This window comes from Nostoc sp. WHI, from assembly GCF_015714725.1.
GTDB lineage: Bacteria > Cyanobacteriota > Cyanobacteriia > Cyanobacteriales > Nostocaceae > Nostoc.
Genome location: NZ_WBKM01000352.1, coordinates 21671 through 44645, shown reverse-complemented (window position 1 = coordinate 44645; position 22975 = coordinate 21671). Strand labels below are relative to the sequence as shown.

Annotated in this window: 14 protein-coding genes and 1 pseudogene; 10 read left to right on the top strand and 5 right to left on the bottom strand. The window is 39.9% G+C overall.

The window, feature by feature from the left end; all coding sequences use genetic code 11:
• The 4 genes and pseudogenes from F8S12_RS42160 to F8S12_RS36165 all read left to right on the top strand — a co-directional run.
• Positions 1-147 (top strand): annotated as a pseudogene (locus F8S12_RS42160) (tyrosine-type recombinase/integrase); the annotation flags it as partial.
• A 3-nt stretch (positions 148-150) separates the two neighbouring features.
• Positions 151-618, top strand: a complete 468-nt coding sequence (locus F8S12_RS36175) for a hypothetical protein (RefSeq protein WP_196521161.1) — start codon at positions 151-153, stop codon at positions 616-618.
• Positions 619-620: 2 nt separating this feature from the next.
• Positions 621-1310 (top strand): hypothetical protein, encoded by a 690-nt coding sequence (locus F8S12_RS36170; RefSeq protein WP_196521160.1) that lies wholly within the window; start codon positions 621-623, stop codon positions 1308-1310.
• A gap of 312 nt (positions 1311-1622) precedes the next feature.
• Positions 1623-1994 (top strand): hypothetical protein, encoded by a 372-nt coding sequence (locus F8S12_RS36165; RefSeq protein ID WP_196521159.1) that lies wholly within the window; start codon positions 1623-1625, stop codon positions 1992-1994.
• 38 nt (positions 1995-2032) lie between these two features.
• Here F8S12_RS36165 and F8S12_RS36160 read toward each other — a convergent pair whose 3' ends face one another.
• A complete protein-coding gene (locus F8S12_RS36160) occupies positions 2033-2974 on the bottom strand; it encodes a hypothetical protein (RefSeq protein WP_196521164.1) in 942 nt (313 codons plus the stop codon).
• Between the two features lie 279 nt (positions 2975-3253).
• Here F8S12_RS36160 and F8S12_RS41350 point away from each other — a divergent pair, with 279 nt between their 5' ends.
• The 4 genes from F8S12_RS41350 to F8S12_RS36140 all read left to right on the top strand — a co-directional run bounded on the left by F8S12_RS41350 (position 3254) and on the right by F8S12_RS36140 (position 11121).
• On the top strand, positions 3254-3976 hold the full coding sequence (locus F8S12_RS41350) for a hypothetical protein (RefSeq protein ID WP_230968512.1): 723 nt from the start codon (positions 3254-3256) through the stop codon (positions 3974-3976).
• A 755-nt stretch (positions 3977-4731) separates the two neighbouring features.
• Positions 4732-6024, top strand: coding sequence for a glycosyltransferase (locus F8S12_RS36150; protein ID WP_196521158.1), 1293 nt, complete (start codon positions 4732-4734; stop codon positions 6022-6024).
• Positions 6025-6087: 63 nt separating this feature from the next.
• Positions 6088-8601, top strand: coding sequence for a two-partner secretion domain-containing protein (locus F8S12_RS36145; protein ID WP_196521157.1), 2514 nt, complete (start codon positions 6088-6090; stop codon positions 8599-8601).
• Between the two features lie 15 nt (positions 8602-8616).
• On the top strand, positions 8617-11121 hold the full coding sequence (locus tag F8S12_RS36140) for a CHAT domain-containing protein (protein WP_196521156.1): 2505 nt from the start codon (positions 8617-8619) through the stop codon (positions 11119-11121).
• On the opposite strand, the gene F8S12_RS36135 is transcribed toward F8S12_RS36140, so the two are convergent.
• The 3 genes from F8S12_RS36135 to F8S12_RS36125 form a co-directional block, all read right to left on the bottom strand.
• Positions 11082-11951, bottom strand: a complete 870-nt coding sequence (locus F8S12_RS36135) for a hypothetical protein (RefSeq protein ID WP_230968511.1) — start codon at positions 11949-11951, stop codon at positions 11082-11084. The two genes, F8S12_RS36140 and F8S12_RS36135, sit on opposite strands and share 40 nt — an antisense overlap.
• 178 nt (positions 11952-12129) lie before the next feature.
• Entirely contained in the window at positions 12130-13986 is a 1857-nt protein-coding gene (locus tag F8S12_RS36130) for a protein kinase domain-containing protein (RefSeq protein ID WP_196521155.1), read from the bottom strand.
• A gap of 2 nt (positions 13987-13988) precedes the next feature.
• Positions 13989-15410 (bottom strand): nSTAND1 domain-containing NTPase, encoded by a 1422-nt coding sequence (locus tag F8S12_RS36125; protein ID WP_196521154.1) that lies wholly within the window; start codon positions 15408-15410, stop codon positions 13989-13991.
• 1203 nt (positions 15411-16613) lie between these two features.
• Here F8S12_RS36125 and F8S12_RS36120 point away from each other — a divergent pair.
• A complete protein-coding gene (locus F8S12_RS36120) occupies positions 16614-20141 on the top strand; it encodes a plasmid replication protein, CyRepA1 family (protein ID WP_196521153.1) in 3528 nt (1175 codons plus the stop codon).
• Between the two features lie 107 nt (positions 20142-20248).
• Here the strand turns inward: F8S12_RS36120 and F8S12_RS36115 are convergent, their stop codons facing one another.
• A complete protein-coding gene (locus F8S12_RS36115) occupies positions 20249-21178 on the bottom strand; it encodes a tyrosine-type recombinase/integrase (protein ID WP_196521152.1) in 930 nt (309 codons plus the stop codon).
• Between the two features lie 1035 nt (positions 21179-22213).
• Here F8S12_RS36115 and F8S12_RS36110 point away from each other — a divergent pair.
• Entirely contained in the window at positions 22214-22909 is a 696-nt protein-coding gene (locus tag F8S12_RS36110) for a hypothetical protein (RefSeq protein ID WP_196521151.1), read from the top strand.
• Positions 22910-22975: the final 66 nt, after the last annotated feature.

Below are 22975 nucleotides of genomic sequence, written 5' to 3'. Positions count from 1 at the left end.
TTATTGCTATTGGGAGTTGACCCCAGCCATGCCCGTAAGCTGACTGGACATCAAAGCGAGAAGGCGTTTCGACGCTATACACTCCGTAGCGAACAGGAGGCTGCGATCGCTGCCTACTATCGTGCAATCGGAGAGGAAGTGGAGTAAGGTATGCCCAAACCACTTGATCCCAAGTGTCAGTTATGTTCCAAACTACCAACAACGAAAGCCAAAGTTTTACATGGAACAGCAGGGGATGGGTGTTGGAATCCAAAAGTCTGCCACAATCGCCGTTCGTTCTACCGTCGCCGGAGTGAAAATCATTCAGCAGAAATTGATGCGATCGCAGTCGAACCACCAGCAACATATTTTGCAGTGCTGTATTTGTATAAAGAACCAGGGGATAAACCATTACACGCTATGTCGGCAGAACTCTGGCTGGGGCAAAAGCCTGTTTGCCGCTTAGACCCAATTCACTGTTTTGGGCTAACGGCTGGCAAGATCCGCGCCTATACAGATCAGGTGTTACAGGCTTTTGCATCTCAATATAGTGTTTCACTATATCAATATAAGGATATGTTTGAGATTACCTCAAGCTACTGCCCAGTGCGGCCTTGCCCCTTGCATCCACAATCTTAGAGATGACCACATATCGTCAATTAACTATCTGGGATGTGCTTGATGAGTTGTCCGAATCTCCAGCGACATCAACACTAGCACCGATGTGGGAATGTTTAGATGCCGAGCTAGAAAATTTACCCTTGGAGGCACAGTTATTAACCGCAGCGCTTGCCTTCAGTCAAATTGCGGATATTCTGAAGTCTCGTGCCGAAGTACTGTTGCAAGATACCCGCGATCGCAATAGCCCAAAGGGGCCAATTATTAGTACCGATATATTCGCTGGGTTGGTGCGGACAACAATGCACCTAGATTTAGATGATTTGATTGAACCGCAAACACCACAAACCTTTAAACCACATGGCCTACACCAATTTTCATATCCTAACCAGGAGGGTGATTCTGTAGCAGCACCTGTTGAAAAAGCGAATGTTTTGGCAATGCTTGATGAGGTGACAACTTTAGAAGATGTCCGCAATTTGGCATCAGATGAGGATGTCCAAAAATGGCAGAGCGCGATCGCCAACTACCTGATAAATGTCAAAGATGAGATTTCTTTAGTTAAACTGCAACGTGTGTTGCAAATGCCGATGGTGGAGGTGTGGTTAGGATTGTTGCTTGGTGGTTTTACCTTGGAGCAACGTGGAGATTTTTATAACAGTCGGAATATTTGGGTGAAAAGTTCTCCAATTACTAACACCTACCCGATTTGATTTTAAATTTTGAACTTTCAAGCTGCTTTTACACTCAATAAATTCATCACTTCTGCTGCTTCCAAACAAGATTGTACTCCCTTTCAACAGATGCCAGCAGCCTTGCCTGCAAGGATGACAGATAAGGTTTGGTAAAATCCCCAATCCTTGCAACTGCAAAATACTTGAAACCCTTGATTTATCGTTATAATAGTATTAGTAGTTAATAACCCCCAGGGGGTTAGTCTGAGCGCTATTGAGCTTACTCGTCGTCAGGAAATTCCTTATCTTCTTCGTCATCTTTGTCAAAATTTGTATTGCTGAGGGGGACTTATGGGTGAATCTAAACGCCGAAAGGCAATATTAGGCAATCACTATGGTTTGCCTAATATTTTCAATGAAGTCCAATCAATGTGGACGCAGATTAATTTCTCGATCAAGCGAGTCAAAGATTCTGATAATGGATGTTTACTTGTTCAGTGTTCCAACAACGACCGAGGATTTCATCAAGACACTATTGCCCAACTTCAGAAAGAAATAGAAAATTGGAAATGTGATTTGGATATTCCTATCTTGATCCAAGTTCTCCCAAGGGGAGTTGAAAATTCAGAAACTAAACTTTTTGATGGGTTCGTTACCCTTTGGTGCAATTGTCCTGAATTTGAATTGTGGCGAGAAATATTTGAAACTAAACTCGTTAAGTAAACTTTGTTGCATTAAATTATTGTTTCCTAGCTGGACCATCATTTCTGTTGCCTCCACTCGATTTTGTACTCCCGTTCCACAGTCGCCAGCAATTTTGCCTGCAACGAAGATAAATAAGGTTTAGCTTGTTTCCCCAAACCCTGCAACAGCCAATCCACAGAAGAGTCACGGCTGGCCACTTGATGCAACTGCTGTAACCTCACACATAGCTGCTGCATAAAAAAGCAATCTTCATCAAGCAATTCCAGTGATTTCAGGTGTTCAATCTTCACGGTATAATCGCCGTCCCAGGTCTGGACTGTACAACTGTATTCGCCAACATGAGTTACCACGCCCCAATAACCTGTTTTACCTCTCAAGTCTAGGTTCTCTTTGGGCAGAAGGATGCATATTTCACCAATATGGTAAGGATTGGGTACTTTCGGACTTTCGCGTATCCTATCCACAACATCTTTCACTATGCGACCAGAAGGAATCTTATTCCCAGCTTGCTCTACTGCTTGTTGCCATACATTCGCTTGTACAGCCGGTTCCAACTCAGCTTTCGCCAAAAAACGCAATTGTCGTTCGTTGGTCGGCATTGGAATTTGCTGACCATTGGTCGGCAAAAACTTTTGAAGATTCTCATAAACCACAGTCGCCGAAATCTTCAAGTACGCCGCATCACGACTATAATTGAAGCGTTCACGGCAGTATTCTTCAAAAGTACGGTGCGTGGAACGGTACAGCCGTCTGTCCCTCAACTCCATCAGCGCCTGACCTGCTGACAAAAATGCCCTTTCTACCTGACGTTCCAATTGCAAGCGTAAGCTTTGTTCTTGGTCGGTCAACTCTCTTACTTCAACAGCCGTCACCGTAATTGTTGCTGAGGCTGGGTTATCCTGCCCAGAATTATTTTCCTTTGCAGAGTCAGTTGCTAGCTTTGGTTCCTCAGATGTCGCAGGGGTAATTTTCTTGCGTCTAGATGGTGGTTTGTTCATTGCCCCACCTCCAGGCTGACAGCAGTTGAACAAATATTGAATTGTGTCATCATGGGATATATGTTTTTTATCTATCCCCCCAACAATACGAAGGATGGGGTTTTTCATTGCTTTTTATATTTTGCAGCTTTAAAGCACTACCAAATATAAAACTCATTAAAAAATCTCATAGACCAAGTATCAAAAAAACCACTACGCCAGAGGTACCACAACAACAAAATACTGTTTGGGCGTATTCTAGAAAATACCCTCTTCAAGACATGGGTAAAACAACGGTTAATGCTTGATTATTTGACGGCGAGTATTGCATTTTGGATGACTTTGTTTGGAGTACAAGAGTCGTTCTTAGAATTTCGCCTGGGTTATCTCGGTCGTTACTGGTTTCTTGCGATTAGTGCTAGCCTACTCCTGAGCTTTTTGCTCTCTGCCCCAATTATTATCACGCTAATCATTAAATTTGCAGTAGATCCATTCACTTTCCCAGGCAATATTATTCTTTGTGCAATCGCTGCTTTCATCTTTGGTGTGATTCTCAGTCTGGGGCAGTGGTTGATACTTCGTCAATCCGAGATGACACCAAGAGTCTTTGCTCTGATCAATACTGCTATTGGAACTCTCGTCTACTTCCTACTGGTATGGTTCAATGAGGGTACTCTGGAGTGGAGCGGTAATCCCTTTGGCGGCTGGAAAACTGCCTTGATATTCTTAGTTGGTGGTGCAATTACCGGAGGTGTCACTGGTAAAGCCTTGGATTTTTACTGTGAGAGAGTAGAACAGCGATTAATTCAGCTTGAAAGAGACAGGGTAGAAAGAGAAACCAGAGAGAGAGAACGGATAAAAAACGAAATATTTGAAAGAAAAAAGCTTGAGGCGGAAAAGCTCGAAAGAGAAGCCCTAGAGAGAAAAATGATTGAGAGAGAAATGGCCTTAGCTGAAGAGGAAAAGTGGTACGAAGAACATGGTGATGATTACGATTATGAGGATGAAGATGATGAAGAATAATATCTGAGTATCAATTTACACGCTAAACTGTCAGGCTAAAATGAGTCCAAAGCACAAAATTACCCTGGCTTTTATCCTTCTTTAGTAGTAAAGGAAAATTTTTGTGTAGCCAAGGGACTTATAGTAGCCAAAATTTCATTGAGACAAAGAGGCAGCGCGGTCTTTTGCCTTTAGGAGCTATATCTGCATGGTATTTATTGAACTCTTGGAGCGCGATCGCAATCTCAAAATTTTCTTAGCCTTTAACCATCTACTATCAAGCAGATAAACGTGATTCGCTTAAGTTCAAGATTAAAATCATGATTTTAACTTGCTAAGGGAGTCCGAAATTAGCAATTCTTACAAAAGAAACTTTGATCGCAAAAAACTACTTTTGTCAGTAATTAGCAACGCTGTCAATAATAGTACAAGTAACTGCTTTCAATGAAAAACGATTGTCTCTTGTGTTTCCTGTGTTCCCGATTTAGCTGAGTTTCCCTAATTTCTATGAGTTACAAAAAATACATTGCTGGCATTCCAAACATTGCCAAACTAAAGCATCAATATTTCTTACACATTTGTAGTATGTTAGCTTACAAGCAAAGGCATGTATCCGCGATCGCAACCTACAGATAATAGACAGTGCTAACTTAAACACCTTTTATCTATCTTTAATACTTAAGATGCAATGTGTTGCAGAGATGGTTCTAATCAAGACATGCAATAATACTTGGGGCGATCGCGGTTGATAGTCATGTAGAAAAAAGTTTATAACTATGACTCATTTTGGTATCCTCTGTCCACCCAGCACTGGACATCTTAACCCAATGACAGCATTGGGGCGAGAATTACAAAGACGTGGACACTGTGTCACTCTATTTGGAATTGCTGATGCTAAATCTAAGGCACTAGCAGCGGGACTAAATTTTTGCATGATAGGAGAGTCTCAGCATCCTTATGGAGCAACCGCACAGTCCTTAGCAAAGTTGGGGCAATTAAGCGGTTTTAGCGCTTTGCAATATACTATGATTTTGATGAAAGAAGGAATAAATCTCCTACTTAGCGAAGCACCGCAAGCTATTAAAGCAGCTAGTGTAGAAGCGTTGTTAGTAGATCAACTTACAGTGGAAGGTGAGACTATTGCAGAATTTCTGCAAATTCCTTTTATTACTGTTTGCAATGCTTTGCCAGTTAACCAAGAAGCCAGCATTCCACCTTTTTTCACATCTTGGAGCCATAACACAGCATTGTGGGCACGTCTACGTAATAGAGCAGCTTATTTGCTGACGAGACAGATCACAAAACCACTTACTCAAGTTTTAGACATATATCGGCAAAAGTGGAGCTTGCCACTCTACTCTCAAGCACCTCACAAAGATAGCTTTTCTCAACTTGCACAACTGAGTCAATTGCCGCAAGAGCTTGACTTCCCAAGGCAGTCTTTGCCCAAGTGCTTTCATTTCACTGGCCCTTACCAAGATCCAACTGGACGAGAACCCACACCTTTTCCGTATGAAAAGTTGACTGGACAACGGTTGATTTATGCTTCGCTTGGAACTATACAAAATCAATTACTAGAAATTTTTCACACTATTGCCTCAGCTTGTATTGGCTTAGATGTCCAACTAGTAATTTCTCTTGGTGGGTCTAGTGGTTCAGAATTAATACAAGGATTACCTGGCTCTCCGTTAGTTGTTAACTATGCACCTCAACTGGAACTACTGAAAAAGACAACCCTTACCGTTACCCATGCAGGGTTGAACACGGTTTTAGAATCTTTAAGCAACAGTATACCTATGCTAGCTATTCCAATTGCTAATGACCAGCCAGCAGTAGCAGCACGTTTAGCTTGGGCAGGGGCTGGAGAAGTTGTACCCTTATCTCAATTAACTGTTCCCCGCCTACAAACAAGCATCCAGCAGTTAATGACAGAAGATTCCTACAAAAAAAATGCTTCTAGATTACAAGCAGCTATTCGTCGCGCTGGAGGAGTCAGTCGTGCTGCCGATATTGTGGAACAGGTGATAAATACAGGAAAGCCTGTTTTTTCTCATCTCGAAGATAAGTAATATTGCTAGCCAGTAATCTACATAAAAAGTGAAAGTACACTTCTGAGTTTAATTCAGATCAGAATGCAAAAAAGTAGATTTTATGTTTTTTATATAAGTGCCTTCAACTACCTGTTATCTTCGGCCCAAGCTGTTGCACAAATCGTCCCTGATGTTTCGTTACCTAATAATTCTCAAGTCACGAATCAGGGTAATATCACCACTATTAATGAAGGTACGAAAGCAGGTAATAATCTGTTCCACAGCTTTGAAAAATTTTCTCTTACAACTGGAGACACTGCTTACTTCAACAATCCGACTGATATTCAGAATATATTTAGTCGGGTAACAGGTTCATCCATATCAAATATTGACGGTATACTTCGAGCTAACGGTACTGCTAACCTGTTCTTGATAAATCCTAGCGGGATTATTTTTGGCCCTAATGCTTCACTAAATCTTGGTGGTTCATTTCTTGCTAGTACGGCAAATAGCATTAATTTTGCTGATAAATTTTACTTCAGTGCCACGAATGTGAAAACTACACCCTTACTAACTATTAGTGTTCCAGTTGGTTTGCAATTGGGAAGCAATCCAGGGGCAATTATTGTGCAAGGTACAGGTCATAGATTAACTGTTTCTACCCCCTTATTTTCGCCCATTTTAGGATCTGCAACTAGCTCTAATAGTCTACGGGTGTCTGAAGGAAAAACCCTCGCTTTGATAGGAGGTAATGTTGACCTACTGGGAGGTATTTTGACCGCTCCTGGAGGACGGATTGAAATAGGCAGTGTCAGATCCAGTGAGGTTAACCTCAATCCCACTTCTAATGGCTGGATTTTGAATTATAAGGATGTACAAAATTTTCAAGATATTAGATTATCTCAACAAGCTTTAGTAGACGCTAGTGGTATCGGTAGCAGTTCAATTCATTTAATCGGCAAGCAAATTTCACTAGCCGATGGTTCGATAGCATTAATTCAAAACCAAGGAACTCAAGCAAGGGCAAGTATCAATGCAAATGCCCTTGACTCGATAAAATTAAGTGGCACTTCCTCTGATGGAAAGATTGCCAGTGGATTGTTAAGTGAAAATTTAGCAGCAAATGCAGGTGATATTGAAGTGTCGGCAAAGAACTTAGTTATTCAAAATGGAGCAGCTATATATGCTAAAACTTTCACAGAATCAAACGGTAGCAATATAATTTTGAATGCCTCAGAATCGACGCAAATAATTGGTTTTTCTTCTATTGATCCTACTAAAGTTAGTGGGATTGGTAATTATACTTTCTCTTCTGGTAATAGCGGAGATATCAGAATCAATACAGGAAATTTAACGCTTTTAAATGGGGCAACAGTAATATCTGGAACATTTGGAGAGGGGAAGGGTGGAAATTTAACTATTAATGCCAATGAGGGAGTTCAATTAAGTGGATTTAATCCTTTTGTTTCTCTGGCATCAAGCCAATTAGGTGTTGCAGCTTTTAGTACTGGAAATGCTGGTATTTTAACAGTTAATGCACCAAAGGTTCTTTTACAAAATGGAAGTAATATTAATTCTTACACTTTAGGAAAGGGGAATGCAGGAGATGTTGTAGTTAATGCTTACAATTCTATAGATATAACGCGAGAAACCTCTGATGGATTAGTTTATGACCAACCTTTTGGTATATCATCAACCGCAGCTTTTATTTCTACTGCACTACAACAATTACTAGAATTGCCACCAGTTACTAATGGAAATGCTGGTGATGTGACAATCAATACTAACCGATTAACTCTCAAAGATGGCACTCTAGTTAATGTAAGTAATTTTGGAACTGGTAATGCCGGAAATTTAAAAATTAATGCTAACAATATTAACTTAGATAACTCAAATATTGGAGCAGCAACTGCGTCAGGACAGGGAGGGAATATTTTCTTGCAAGCAAATAATTTATTAGTACGTCGTAATAGTACTATCAATGCTACATCAAGTGACCCAGGCTTAATCTCTGCCCTTGCTGCAAATTCTGGCTTTAGTGTAACAGGCTCCGCAAATGGCGGTAATATCATTATTGATACCAATCTTCTGATTGTCATAGAAAACAGTAAGATTACAGCCAATGCCCTTAAAGGAAGAGGCGGTAATATCAACATCAATGCTCTCGGATTCTTTTCTTCTCCCGATAGCAAAATTACAGCTAGTTCAGAATTCGGATTGAATGGTAATATCCAGATCAACGCTTTGGATAATAATTCTGGCATCAATAAAGCTGCACCAGAACGGGTTCCAACAACTCCTCAAATTACCCCAGCTTGCCAAAAACAAGTAGGCACAGGAACCAGTAGCTTTGCTGTTAGTAGTCGCAATCTACAATCTAGGCCTGACGACCTAATACATAACAATATTGAACAAAGTAACTCTTTTCCCATTTCAGGTCTTAATAATCTATATAATCCAAAATCATTAAGAATTAACCAACCCACACAAATTGTAGAAGCCAACGCTTTGATTCAGGATTCTGAAGGGAATTTTGTTTTGACGACAGACCAAGCAAATTTAGCTTTGGATGATGCTTCACTGTCTGTAAGTTCTTGTTTTTCAGTATTTCAGTAATAAAAAGATAGAAAAATGATTTCACCTCAATGTTGCTTTAAATATCTCCTATCAGGCGTTTTAGCGCTATCTATAATTCTAATTCAATCATCTTCCCCTGCCCAGACTGTAAAAAAAGAAAAAGAATTCCTAAAAAATCAAGCGGTATCCCTTACTTCATCAGGTCACGAACAATTAGCTCTAGATCGGGCAAATGATGCTTTAAAAAGTTGGCAGGAATCTACGAAAATTTATCGTCAACTAAAAGATCAAGAGGGAATTACGGAAAGCCTGATTAATGAAAACCTTGCTTTCCAAGCATTAGGATTACATAAACAAGCTTGCAATACACTTTTAGAAGCTTTAAACTTTAATACAAATCTAAGTATTTGCGACCCGACTTTGCAGCAACTTGCTGTTGCTGAAAAAGAGCAACTGACGACATTAATTGGTAAGCAGAAGGCAACATCGGTTAACTTGCTTGGATTACAGAATCTCGGAGAAGTCTTGCGGATTCTGGGGAAGTTAAACGAATCTGAAACAGTTCTACAAGAAACATTAACGCTAGCAAAACTTGTATCTTCATCAAAAATTAGCGGTATCTATCTGTCTCTGGGTAATATTGAACAGACAATTTATCAGCAATTGCAAGATAAATATTCTTGGATAGAGGAACCACTTTTTAGAGAGCAGATTGCTAATATTATTCCACAAAAGGCGCAAAAATCACTCTTGTATTACCAAATATTAGAAAATATACCAGATATCTCCAAATCAGCTAAACTACAAGCTCAGTTGAATCACTTAACTTTACTGATAAGTTGGAAAAAATGGCTCAGTCATCAACCAAATCAAGCGAACCTTCATCAGAAAGTTAATCAACAGATCCGAGTATTGGTAAATCAAATAGATGAAAATTCTTCTGCCTTTTTGGAGTTATCACCTGAGCCATCTATTCATGCTCGGTTGAATTTTGCTAATAACCTCAGCCAGATCCCAGATGAACAATTGAAATCAGTAGCAATTCGATATGCTAAATTAGCCTTGAAAATGGCTGAAACTATTAATAGTATCCGATGGTTATCCTATAGTTTTGGTACTTTAGGTAAATTATCAACTCAAACAGAACAAAAACAAGCATATTTTAAGAAAGCTTTAGGATTCGCTCAATCAATTCGGTCTTCCGATATCGCCTACCAATGGCAACAGCAGTTAGGACTAATTTACCAAAAGCAGGGAAAAACTGAGTTAGCGATTCAGAACTATAATGCTGCGATCGCAAACATGACTCAAGTTCGTGATAGTTTTTTGTCAAGTAACCGAGATTTACAGTTCTCATTCCAGGAGGAAATGGAACCGGCATATCGCAATTATATGCGATTACTCTTAGCATCTCCTAGTCCTGATCTAAAAAAAGTAATACAAATAAATCAAGGACTGCAAATAGCACGTTTAGAAAACTTTCTTCGATGTGGCAAGCTTGACATTGTTGCTTTAAACCAGCTTCAAAATCTCAAGAACGTTCCATCTGTAATTAATATTATTGACTTAGAAGATACTATAGAGATAATTGTTCAGTCTCCAGATGGCTTACTTCACCATCATTCTGTTGACTCTAAGTTAGTCAGATTTCAGATGAATCAACTTTTAGAAGCGTTACAAAGCGAAAAATTTATTAATATCAATGAGAGCGCTATTACCCATTATTCTCAAAAAATTTATGAATCTTTAATTAGACCAATTAAAAAATATATACCCTCATCAGGAACGTTAGTATTCACTTTAGATAAATCTTTTCAAAGCTTACCAATGGGATTATTATATGATGGTAAAGATTATCTAATAGAGCATTATAGTATTGCAGGAACTGTAGGTTCTAGGGTAAGGGAACCTAGAATCTTGCATGAAAACCAGATGGTAGCTTTGATAGCTGGACTATCAAAAATTAGCCCCAGCTATATAGATAAAAATGCACCCAAAAACATGGGAAATTTGCCTCCATCTAAACAAGAACTAGAAAATGTTGAAAAACAAACTAAATCGTCAGTAGCCTTGTTAGACGATAAATTTACCTTTAAAAGGTTCAAAGAAGAACTGACTCAAAATAATTTTCCTATTGTACATATTACTACCCACGGTCAATTCAGTTCTGATCCACTCAAAACAGTACTGGTAGCCTATGACAAACTAATTAATATTAGAGACTTTGACAGCTTAATCAGAGACAAAACTGAAAATAGTCAAGATGCAATTGAGTTACTAGTCCTCAGCGCCTGCGAAACTGCAAAAGGCAACAAGCAGTCAGTGATGGGAATTGCAGGGATAGCTGCCCAGGCAGGTGCGCGGAGTACTGTCGCTACTTTGTGGCGCGTGGATGCCAATTCTACCGCTTTGCTTATGCAAGAATTTTATAAAGGGTTGAATAATGGCTTACCTAAAGCAGAGGCACTACGTCAGGCACAATTGAGTTTACTGTCAAATCCCCAATATCAAAAATCTTACTACTGGGCCCCGTTCCTCCTGGTGGGAAGTTGGTTGTAGAATTTCACCATCTTCAAACCTTCTTGCGCTTTTTGTAACTCTTTTGAATTATTACTACTTTTCGCTATCTCAAAAGCCTTGGTGTATTGGCGTTTAGCTTCGTTTGTCAACCAAGCCCTCAGATAGCGATCGCCCAGTACTCTGTAAAGAGTTGGATTTCGGCTAGGAGTTGCGGTTTCCGTGTGTGACTTCAGCATCTCAATTGTTTCATTTAAAAGATTTTCTGACGCATAGATTGCGTCTATATCAAGAACAGTCTCCTCTGGTGGTAGTCCTAATTCTTTAATGCGTTTAATATTTTGTGCAATTTCTTCTTGTGAAGCTATAGACAATAGGTTAACAGGCGTTGAGTCATAGCTAAAAGCATTACCATCTTTGTAAGCAAAGACATATATTGTATATATGCCCTCCGGTTGAAACTCCTTTTCATCACTTGGGTAGGCAAGCCGAGTTTGATTTACAATTTTTTCCCATCTAAACTCGTAACTTTCTACTTTGACTTTGTAAGAAGTAGCACCCTTAACAGGAGTCCAAGTTATTTCCGGGCGAGGATTCAATGTTGAAGTACTGTAAGGAGAAATAATTGTCGGCTCATCGCTTTCTTCTGTGCCTCCTTTGGGACGAAAGCATCCTACGACATTGTTAGGGTTGCAATTAGCATTAATAGTTTCAATCTTGGGGCATTTGTCTGAAACAATACCACTAGATAATTTTAAAACTTTCCCAGAACTGTAACAGAGAAAGTCAATAGTACCACCGTTTAAAACTTCTATGCTTTCTTTTTCACAAATCAAGCTTTTAGTACCAAAGCGTTTCTCGCCTCTGCCCATTATCCTGCCAATTGCCTCACAGCGAGCTTGGCTTCTTTTAACTCTTATTAGTGGTACACTTGCGACCAATGATACATCTTTTAATATCAAAAAAGTCAAGCAGAAAAATGCCCAATATTTTGTACTTAATCCCACAAAAATTTCACTATTTTTAGTATTATTTCCTTTTATTAGCTTATCATTTTTCCAGTATACGATCTAGTAATTCCTGTCTCCAAATAGTAACGTCTGAATCTGTAGAATTAGCAAGTAAACAGAATTCTATAGAAATTCTGGCATCATCGATTTTACCTAATGTTTCTTGCGCTTTAGCTAATAGGCAATAAGCATCTATTCTTTGATTATCTAAACTCAGTGCTTTTTGTAAATATTTTTCAGCATCACTTATTTTATTTTGTTCTAAGCTTGCCCAGCCCAAATTTTTATATAATGCGGATTGTATTAATGGGTCGTTATTTTTTTTTAATCCTGACCGAGCTAAAGAAATTGCTAGATTGTAGTTACCCATTTTAATCTTAAGTCTGGACAAGTTGTTAAGAGCTATCATCGCTGAACTACTACTGTTAATAGCTATACTATATTCTTTTTGTGCTAATTCATAATCTCCTTGTCCATCATAAAAACGTCCTAAATTATAATGCACTGTCCAGTCGTTTGGGTTTAATTGAAGCAATTTTTGATAAACATATTCTACACATTTATTATCTGATAATTGCTGACAGTTTATTCCTAAGAGGTTGTAGGCATCTATATTTTGATTGTTATATTTTATAGAAAGCTCATAATCCTTTTTAGCCGCGCTAAAATTACCTATTAGCATGAGATGAGAAGCTTTATTCAAATAATACTTAGATATAGCCAGTTTAGTTGAAGGATTAGTTTGGATTGCCCAACCAAAAAAATTTTCTGCGCTTTGATAATCATTCCTTGCTACTAATTCCTCTCCTTGAGCAACTAAATAATTAGCTACACTAGGTGCAGATAACTTGCCTATTACAAAAATTATTAATGCACTTGCTACAAGTCTTCCAATCTTAAAAACTTTAGACTTGAGGAAATGATGAACTTTACTTTCCCAAGGAAGCTTTTGTATTCGTTCAGTTATTATTTCTGTAGTTTGTGGTCGAAACCCTGGAAAAGGATGTATCATTTCATCGATTAAATCTGCTACAGGCTTATCAATCTGCGGTGCTTTATCTCTCCAGATTAGCTTTCCTGTCCTATCTTCTGTTGGTAACTGCAACATTGCTACGCCAGTAACCAAATTGACGATAGTTCGTCCCAACGCATAGAAGTCAGATTGCGGTAACGCTCGACCATCCATTTGTTCAGGTGCAGAGAACCCAATCGAACAAACTGCTGTTACCTCATATCCACTTCCTCCTCCTCCTGTTATGCTATCTTTTCCGCTAGACCCCACTTTCGCTAAGTAAGTTCTAGTAATTTTCCTTACAGTACCAAAGTCAACAAGTGCCAGATTACCCGTTGGTTGATAAATAATATTTGTTGGTTTAATATCTCTATGGAAATATCCTATCTTGTGTACATGATCAAGAATGTCCAGCAATTGCAACATCCATTCTAGTGCTACATTTTGAGAAATTTTGCCATTCACTTCTAACCACTGTTGTAAATTCTCTCCTTCCATCTTCTCCATTACTAAGCAATGCAATTCTAGACGTGGTTCCTTTGGTAGTGTAAAAGTAAAGTAATCACTACTAGCAGCTTGAGGAATTCCCGGATGAGATAAGTTGATTAATGCTAGTACTTCTCGTCGCACTAGCTCAACGTATTTAGGTTCATTCCACTTTAATACTTTCATCACTCTTGTTCGAGGTTTTTTTCCCCATTTGGGATCAATATCTTCAACCTCGAAAACATCTGTATAGCTATCTATATCTTTTTCTAAAGGGCGTAATGGTCGCAGCAGACGAATACGTTCATTTATTAGCAAGGGGGTTCCACAAGCTAAACAATTTTCAATATCATCAGGGTTATGACGCAGGTTACAAAGGTGATTTATGCAGTAAACCACTTTTACTCCTGATTGTAACTATTTGATTTTGGACAACTAGAAATTTTATACACTAACCCTAATGGATCAACTAAAATATATTTTCTAATAACTGGTTGTAAACTGTAACTTATCTCTTGCTTTGTTGTTTTTTTATTAACCTCAATCAACGAGCGCTGCTCTAAAACTTCTAGTGCTATTATTACCTCAGAAGTTGATACGTCTATATTTTTTTTAATATCCTCAAGAATGTTAGGGAATGAAATCGAAGTTATCTCTTCTGATGTTTTCTCTGCTAAATAAATCATTATATTTTTTTGAATATTATTTAAAAGTCCAGCTTGCCTAAATTGCTGATTTAGCATTGATTGAAGTTGTTGACCCATTAAGGTAGTTTTATATTCAAAGAACTTTTCTACATCACCTCCCCAAAAACGATTAATTCGTTCAGCAACTACCTCCAACTCTGAAGGATTTCCTCGATAAGTTTCAATTAATTTTTTACAATATTCCCCATATAAACCTTTATCATGCAGCATGGACATTCCTGCATTTTCGTCTAAACCTTGTATTTTAATAGATGAAATTAAAAGAGTTGTGTTTACCTCAATAATTTCCTCTAAAGGCAGTTGACTTGTCACGATTGTATAGCTTTTCTGTTGCTCATCTGCAAGTTGAAATAGGAACTTTCCATACTCAACTCTTTTTTCAAAATTTTCTGCTTGTACTAACCCTTCAAGTCCGTCTAATACAAGCAGATGAGGACGTGATTGTAAAGTTTTTAATAAAAAACTAATTTTTTTCTGTAAACATTCATCATTTATTTTTAATCTTAAAAGTTTAATTAATCCGTCAACTAATTCTTCAAGTGACGAACAAGCTTCAATTCTTTTCCAAACTACACATTCATATATATCCGAATTATCGATAAGTATTTCTTCTATTAATTTTGCTACTAATGAACTTTTCCCAACTCCTCCAACTCCAATTAAAGCTATACTGCTCTCTTTAGAAGAAGCAATCCTTCGTTTTAAATATTTTATTTCCTTTTCTCGTCCATGAAAATATTTTGTTTTTGGTAATTCTCCATAAATTAAAGTTTTACCTACTAAGCGCTCATTCTCACCTTCAGAAAATTCTAATTTTTCTACATAATCATTTTTTGCTAATTTAAATAAAATATTTTTTAAATATATTTTTTTTACTTTCACTCCATTACCAATAACTTTTGAAAGCATATTCCACAACGGCGGTGCTACTTTCTGCTGTAAATAGTAGGAATTGTAGCCCCCATCGGTTGCCATCTCCTTATAATCCTTGCCATCCCAAGATCCCTTAATTACAATTATTTCAGCTTCTGATAAACGCCTTCCTACACTTTTAAGCACTTGCTCTTCTAATATCTCTAATATAGTATTTATGTCTAAATTGTTATCAGTAATCATGCTAAGTCTTAGTTGTGGCATAGTGAGCAGAAACAATACATTCGTTGTACACTGCAAACGGCTAATAGATGAACTTTTACTCTATCGGCTGCAAGCTTTGCTTGATAACACTTTTAACGATTATTGAGAAATTAAGTTCTAAATCGGTTTTAGTATAAGTTAGAATTCGGCTTAATAATTCTATACAATTAGCAGATAGGATGACTCTGGGGTTTAAAGACACAAATAAACCCGTGAACGAAAATAAAAGTGTAGCATTTTGCTGGATTTGTACTGAATTTTTCTAATAAACCTAGTCTGTATTCTTCTTATACTGTATTTTATTTTCGCTTACGTACAACGTTCCAATATCTACTTTATCTACATTCTTCATATTTATTATCAAAAATTGGCTTTTCAATAACCTCTTAAAGTTATATGCTTTAACTGTTACTTTGCAGAGGTAGCACTATTGCATCATTAAAAACATTGTTGCAGTTAAAAGTGAGCTTCAAAGCTGGTAAATAATTAGCCAAGGTCGTTAGTAATCGCACTTATTAGGTTTTACGGTCTTGCTAAAATATCTCAATTAAAAAAATTAAGCTAATTGAAAGGAGGTATGGAGGTGAAGATACAAGAGTACGACAACTTAACGCACAAAGCGCCACTAAGGAGTAGCGCTTTGTGCGAGTTTCAAATTTCATAGAAATCCAGAGCGGGGTTGATCTCGAAGGAACAAAACGAGTGGCATTTATAGTTTGGCGACTGTGATTCCACCAAGTTTATCCGAGAGTATAATCCGCGCTGCCAGATCCATTATAGGGTCTACCGCTTGGAAAGTCCATTCCTTGCGGGATGTTTTGGCTGTTAAAATTCATAAGTTTTTGTAAAGTTAAGTTTGATGAAGAAAAATTTTGAATTTTATAGCAAAAAGAAGTAGCAGCGCGAATAACAGTTATCAGTCAGAGTCTTTGATAACTGTTAACTGTTGACTGATAACTGATACAACCCCCTCTGAAGCTTGTCAACCAAGTTATCAGGGAAAAATATCATGGCAAACAGAGAACACCCTAAGAGCGCTGTAGTTAAGCGCATGGGGTCGAGTGCAGCTTTCGCATGGCAATTTTGTGCTGTGACGAAGGGAAATTTTCGGAATATCCAGGCTAGAGCAAGAGTTTCGCAGCTTGAAAGAGTTCTCTCTAAGGGATTCCGAGGAGAGAACCGATGAATTCAGCGACAACTGAATATCCAAACAATCTCACGGCTGCGGAATATCATGAGTTGTTAGCTGGTAGCGCCATTCATCCGGCGTTGATTAAGCGCAACTTTTTCCATGTTGAGGGAGAATCAGTCTACGACTTCCTATTCATCTCCCCCCAGATCCCGCGCAAAAATGCAGGGCGAGTCACGGATGGATACATCAAAATGTATCAGCACCTATTACTGGGTGGGACGTGGATTCAGTCACTTGACCCGTTCAAAAATTGGCAGCCGATGGAGTGGGGGCGGATTAAACCCAACTTCCCGCGCTTTGATTGGCAAACAGGTAAACTAGTTAAATACGAGTCGCCACCCAAGACAGCGAACCGCGTTACCTACTTTGATGTCGCTAACCCCATCTGGGACAAAGTTGCAAAGCGTTATTTAATTAAGCGCTATCATTCGCTTTTGGCGCTACGCTTGCTGGATCAACTCAATCCACTAATATTTTGGGAGTGGGTAAAGCAACATCCAGAGATTCCAGTTATCTTATGCGAGGGCGAAAAAAAAGCGGCCTGCTTGCTCTCTTTGGGGTTTGTAGCAATCGCACTCCCTGGAATTTGGAACGGGCGCGTGGGCAAACAAGATTTCGATGAACGATTGCATCCTGACTTAGTACCAATGGCTCAGGCGGGGCGCAAGTTCATAATTCTTTTTGACCACGAGACAAAAGCTAAAACCAGGTGGTCGGTATTTCAAGCCACTGTTCGCACTGCAAAAGCAATTGAGTCTGCTGGTTGTAAATGTGAAGTTGCGCTGTTACCAGGCCCAGAAAAAGGCGTTGATGATTTTGTAGTTGGTCGAGGTGTTGATGCCGATGCCCTGCTAACTGCAATTATAAATGATGCTAAATCACTTGCTGATTACAAGCGCTCGTATCGGGCTAAGAAATGGGGGTTAAGCAAGTACCAGCCGGATGTCACTATTAATGTCTTGTATCTCTCTGAGGCTTTGTGCATTCCTGAACTTGAAGAAAAATGCAATTTGCCTGAGCTTTATGATCTTGAAAAGGAACAACTTTTCACGCCATCTATTAAAGGACATTCTCGAAACAAGGAGTCTACGGATTCTGGCGGAGTTGATTCATCCAAATCGAAGAAATCCCCTACCTTCAATTTCCCAAAATCAGGACTGGTTGTACTGTGGAGCGACATGGGTACAGGCAAAACTGAACTTATGCGCTGGTGGCGTGACCAAAATCCTGATGCCAGATTTCTCAACAATGGACATCGGGTTAACTTGTTGAAAAATCTTGCCGAACGTTTGCGGACGGCGATGTATTCCGACTTGGGTTACACAGGTTTAGCCCAGGCCCAAGCCCTTAGTATTACTATTGACAGCTTGCATAAGCTGAATACTCAGTCTCTCACCTACGGCTGCATATTTATAGATGAAGCTTGCCAATACCTCACCCACTTACTACATAGTAATACTTGCAAACAGCACCGTGCCGCCATTTTGGAGGTACTGGAATATATAGTATACAACGCGCCACTGGTCGTCATCGCTGATGCACACATGGATGACCTGACTGTGGATTTCTTTCTTGCAATGCGACCAAAAGGTGAAGTACCTTACATTATCAAAAACGAATGGCGAAACGGGGAGCGCACAATTTATTGGTACGAGGGGGATAATTCAAGCGCCCTAGTCGCCCAAATCTCGGCAGCGCTGATGCTTGGTGAGAAAGTCATGGTTGCAAGTGACAGTAAGCGTTTCATCAAAAAACTCGACAAATCCTTTACTATCAAATACGAAAAGGCAGGAGAAGGGGTGCATGTTAAAGGGGAAGGGGGAAAGGAAGAATTAACAGATTCCTCCACCCTTTCCCCCTTACCCCTTACCATGCACCCAGTCCGTAAGGCTTCATGGCGCATTTGGTCTGTTCACTCTGACAATTCTGGCAGTGATGAAAATGTTGCTTTCATCAAAGATATCACCAACGCCGTCAAAAACTTTGATGCCTTGTTCACTTCCCCTAGCCTGGGTACTGGTGTCGATATTTCCGAGTATCATTTTGACTTAGTATTTGGTGTGTTTCACGGCGTTTCCCAAACCGCTACTGAGTGTGCCCAACAACTGTACCGGTATCGCCCGAAAGTTCCGTTTCATATTTGGGTGGCAAAGCGTCCTCCCTTTGGTTACAAGGATACAAATGCATCCAAGATTAAAGAGCGCTTGCTCCAAACCAATGAAATGACCGCTTTTCTGTTGCGGATTGACAGAGAAACGGGTAAGCGGGGAGCGGAGAAAGATTGGGCGCTTGAGGCTTACTGCCAAATTATGGCTAACCGCCACTATTCTCTCAATAATCTGCGTGATGATTTGCGTGAGCTTCTCACCGAAATGGGCAATACATTTATATATGTGGGCAGTGATGATGATGAGCAATCTCTTGAAAGTCTAAAAGCAGCAGCACAAGCCTTGGATAGTGCCCACAATTCGGCTGTTGCCAAGGCCAAGAATATTACTTTGAGCGAGTACCGTGCCCGTCAGAGCAAAGATTACCTTGACCCTAATGAAATTTTTGAATGCGAAAAGTTTCGCATTTCTGATTCTTATGGCATCGAAGTAACCGAATCACTCGTAGAAATAGATAAAGGTGGCCGCTTAATTAGAGCGATCGCTGGACTTGAGGCCATTTTAGCAAAGCCCGAAGAATCAATTGTTGACCCCAAAACTGGGCAAAGTTATCCTACCCCACCAACAATTGTCACCCAAAAAGACCGTACCGAGCGGGACAATCTACCTTTGTGCATCGACTGGGGTAATTACTCGGCACGGTGGCTGGCTAGATTTAACCTGGGTCTGCATCAAATTCTTAAACGTTTAGTGAGGGGTGATGAAGTTACTGCCTCGGATGCCACCTTACTTAAGATGAGGGAGATCGCTATACATTGTGCTGCTCACGTTAAAGCAATTCTTGGGTTTACTATCCCTAGTGACTGTAAACCTATTTGGTTGCTAGGAACTTTAGTCGAGCAGCTGGGGCTAAAGTTGACTTTCCGTAAGCAGGGTAAACGGGGTCAACAGGTGAAACTTTTCTCTTTATCTAAAGAGGAATTAGAATTTGCTCTCCAAGTAATTGCTCATCGTGTGGCAAAGCGTAATCAAAAAGAAAATCGAACCTGTTATGCTCCCCAAACCCCTACTGTGTATAGTGTAAACCCTAATCAGCAGCCCGTATCCATCCCCCCCCTTGATGCTATAGGGAACTCCCATTGCCAAGGGGAGGATACTACCGAATTTGAGTTGCCTTCGACCGATCGCATTACCCTACTCCACTGCGTAGAAATACTTCGCTCTGGTATTTCTCGTGGAGTGGAGGCAATTAAAGGCATTCTCAAGCGATGGCAGAGTTATTTACGCTGGGAGACGGTACTGGAACTTGAAGCGATCGCGGCAAATGAACTGCGATCGCTTGAGTCGGCAGTACCAGAATTTTACGCCTTGCTAAATGAAGAAGTGTTGCCTATGGAGGGGGCTGGCTAGGGAAAAAATCTTTTTGGCATTTGAAAGCTGTTTTTTGTTTCGTTTCCGGTAGCAATTGATGCCACTGGTTCCAATTTCTGCTGCATTTTCACAAGTCATGCAAAATGTCAAAGATCCATCAAGTTTAAAGCGCTACTGTCATTAGGTCTAGCTTTGAGATAGCGATCGGTGATGGCTAAATTGGCATGACCCAAAGTTTCTTTCACCAGTACCGGATTAGTCCCGCGCTCAATAGCGTGAGAACCGTGGGCATGACGTAACCAGTGAGCCGAAACCAGTTCGCTTAATCCCGCTTCTAGTGCGATCACTTTGACAATCGGGTGCAAGTTTTGACGGTCTAAATGTCCCCCTTTTTGACTTGGAAACACTGCTGAAGTAGCGTGATCCGAAGCTTTGAACTCCATTAATTCCGCCCAGAGTTTCTGCTTGATGAGAATTGTCCGATTCTTGCTGCCCTTGGCTTTTCGCACGTACACTTGACCACTCTCACCACGGGGTGTCAAATCTCCCCATGTTAACTCACAGATTTCACTTGCCCGTAACCCTGCCTGATACAGGAGTTTGATAATTAACAAATTACGTAGGGCTGTGTACTGGCGCTTAGGAGTTTTAGCATCAGCTAAATGCTTACTTGCTGCTCTTACCAACAATTTAATATCAGCCTCATCCAGATACCGTTCGTTGATTACATCCGGCAGTTCACCGAGTTTTAGCGCCATACCCACATTAAAAGGGAGATATCCAATTTTATGAGCAAAACTAATCAAGCTTTTTGCTGCGGCAATGTATATCCGCTTTGTACTTTGGGCATTGTCCCCAAAACAACTGGCGTATTCTACCAAGTCTTCATAAGTCACTTTTTTGAGGGGTTTGTCCAAAAATTCCAGGAATCGCCTAATGTAGCGTCGGTAAGAGATGATAGATGACTCTGCTTTTCCTTCCAACCACAACCCAATCAACTTCGCCTCCGCCTGTGCTACTGGCAAGGAAGCGATCGCTTTTCTATGGGCTGTTATGTGGACAAGAGAGAGCGTCATTTTTATTACTCCCTTAATAATCAGACACAAGTATAGTTTCGTCTGGTTTTATAGTGTCTGATTTTTATTGTCCTCCCAAATGGTCATTTCAACTCACTGTTTCACAACGGAAAAGTTCTCATTTTTTGCGTATAGTACACTCCTAATACGCAGAAAGGTGATATAAGCAATACGATTACTGACTATCCCTTGCGGATTGAGAGCCGGGTATTTCCTCCGAAAAAATGCCGTTTATACACGGCTAACTTGTAGTAGAGGGAGGTGCTATTTTTGGGTGTGGGGAATTAAGAAAAAGATTTGCAACGGCGATTGCTGAATTTAACTGGCGGGTTGACTATTTAAAGTTTTTTAAAAGGGAATAGGGAATAGGCAAGAAAAGGTTTTGTCCGGGGATTTAGAACTATACCTAAACGCGGGAGCAACGCGATTTTGTGAGGTGCTAAAAATTAGGGGTATAAATGACCTGTTTAATAGTGCGATCGCAGCGAAATACCTGTTTTTATTGAGAATCTAGCTATGTAACTGAGAATTAAACCCCGATCTCACTTTTTCGCGTTGCTCCCCCTAAACGCTCGTCCTAAAGAAGGGGGCTTCAAATCCAAGGGTTTTCTCTCTTAGAAGGGAACAGGCAATTTTTCTTTGAGCTTCAATCCTACTGTTGCCTGTTTCCTATTCTCTACCCCGAACGCGAGTGCGTCTTTGCAGGAGAATGGGTCGGTGAACTACAAGAAATGGAATCAAGCGATTATGCAGATGAGCAGTATGGGTATTTTCAGCAATTAGCATAATCACTGAGAATATTTAATACCTAATGTCTGGCGAAGATGGTTGATGCTGGAATTGCTACGGGGTGATATCTATATTTATTTGCAATCGCCAATGGTAGCCGTTGGCAGTAGCATCTCTTCATAAAAAACATCGCTTGAAGAGTGCGCTGACACATTTGGCGATGATAGCATCAAGGTAATTCATCATGACGAATTACACGATTTAATAAGCGTGGACAGTCCAAGTTTACCTAGATGATACGCGAACATGAGCAATACAGGGCGTAAAAAAAAATTAGCATCTTTCAACTGTGACCAAAGGAAGTGGGAGCAGTTTATCGCCTGTTGCAACTCAAAAGGCACAACAGCAACAGCCACGCTGATCGAATTTATCGAACTCTACTTAGGCGATTCCCAAGATAAGGTTGATGCAATAGGTGGTAACGATTTAGACGAACGCTTAGACTCAAAGATTAAGGCAAGTGTAGAGAAGTACTTAGTTGCTAGTCACAATAGTCACAGCAATCCTACCAATGAAATGATAAAAGCTATTTGCTCACGACTTGATAAGCTCGAGTCAGAGTTTTTAAGTGAATTTAATAGTAATCAAACTACAGAAATTGATAATCTTGCCAATTTAGAACAAAAAGTGGAGAGAATGGCAGCCCGAATGACACAGTTGGCTGAGGCAATTATCAAAATTCAAGACTATCTCAACAACCAACAAAAGCGGGGACAGAAATCGTACTACAATAATTCATCCTTCAAAGCGCATACTCCTAGAATGCAACCGTTAACTGAAGAAGGTTTAGCCAAGAGACTTGGTGTAAGTGAGGAAACTGTACGCAAGGAGCGAATTAAACTCCCCCCACCGCTTTTTGTAGCATGGTGTAAGGGCAAGGATAGAGCGGGATTAGGGTGGGAATTTAACGAAAATACGGGATTATATCAGCCGGTAAGTTAGTATTTTTATTCTTTTCAAGAATTTCGGAATTTACACTGACTCGCCCGCCGAATAGAGTGATTGCAG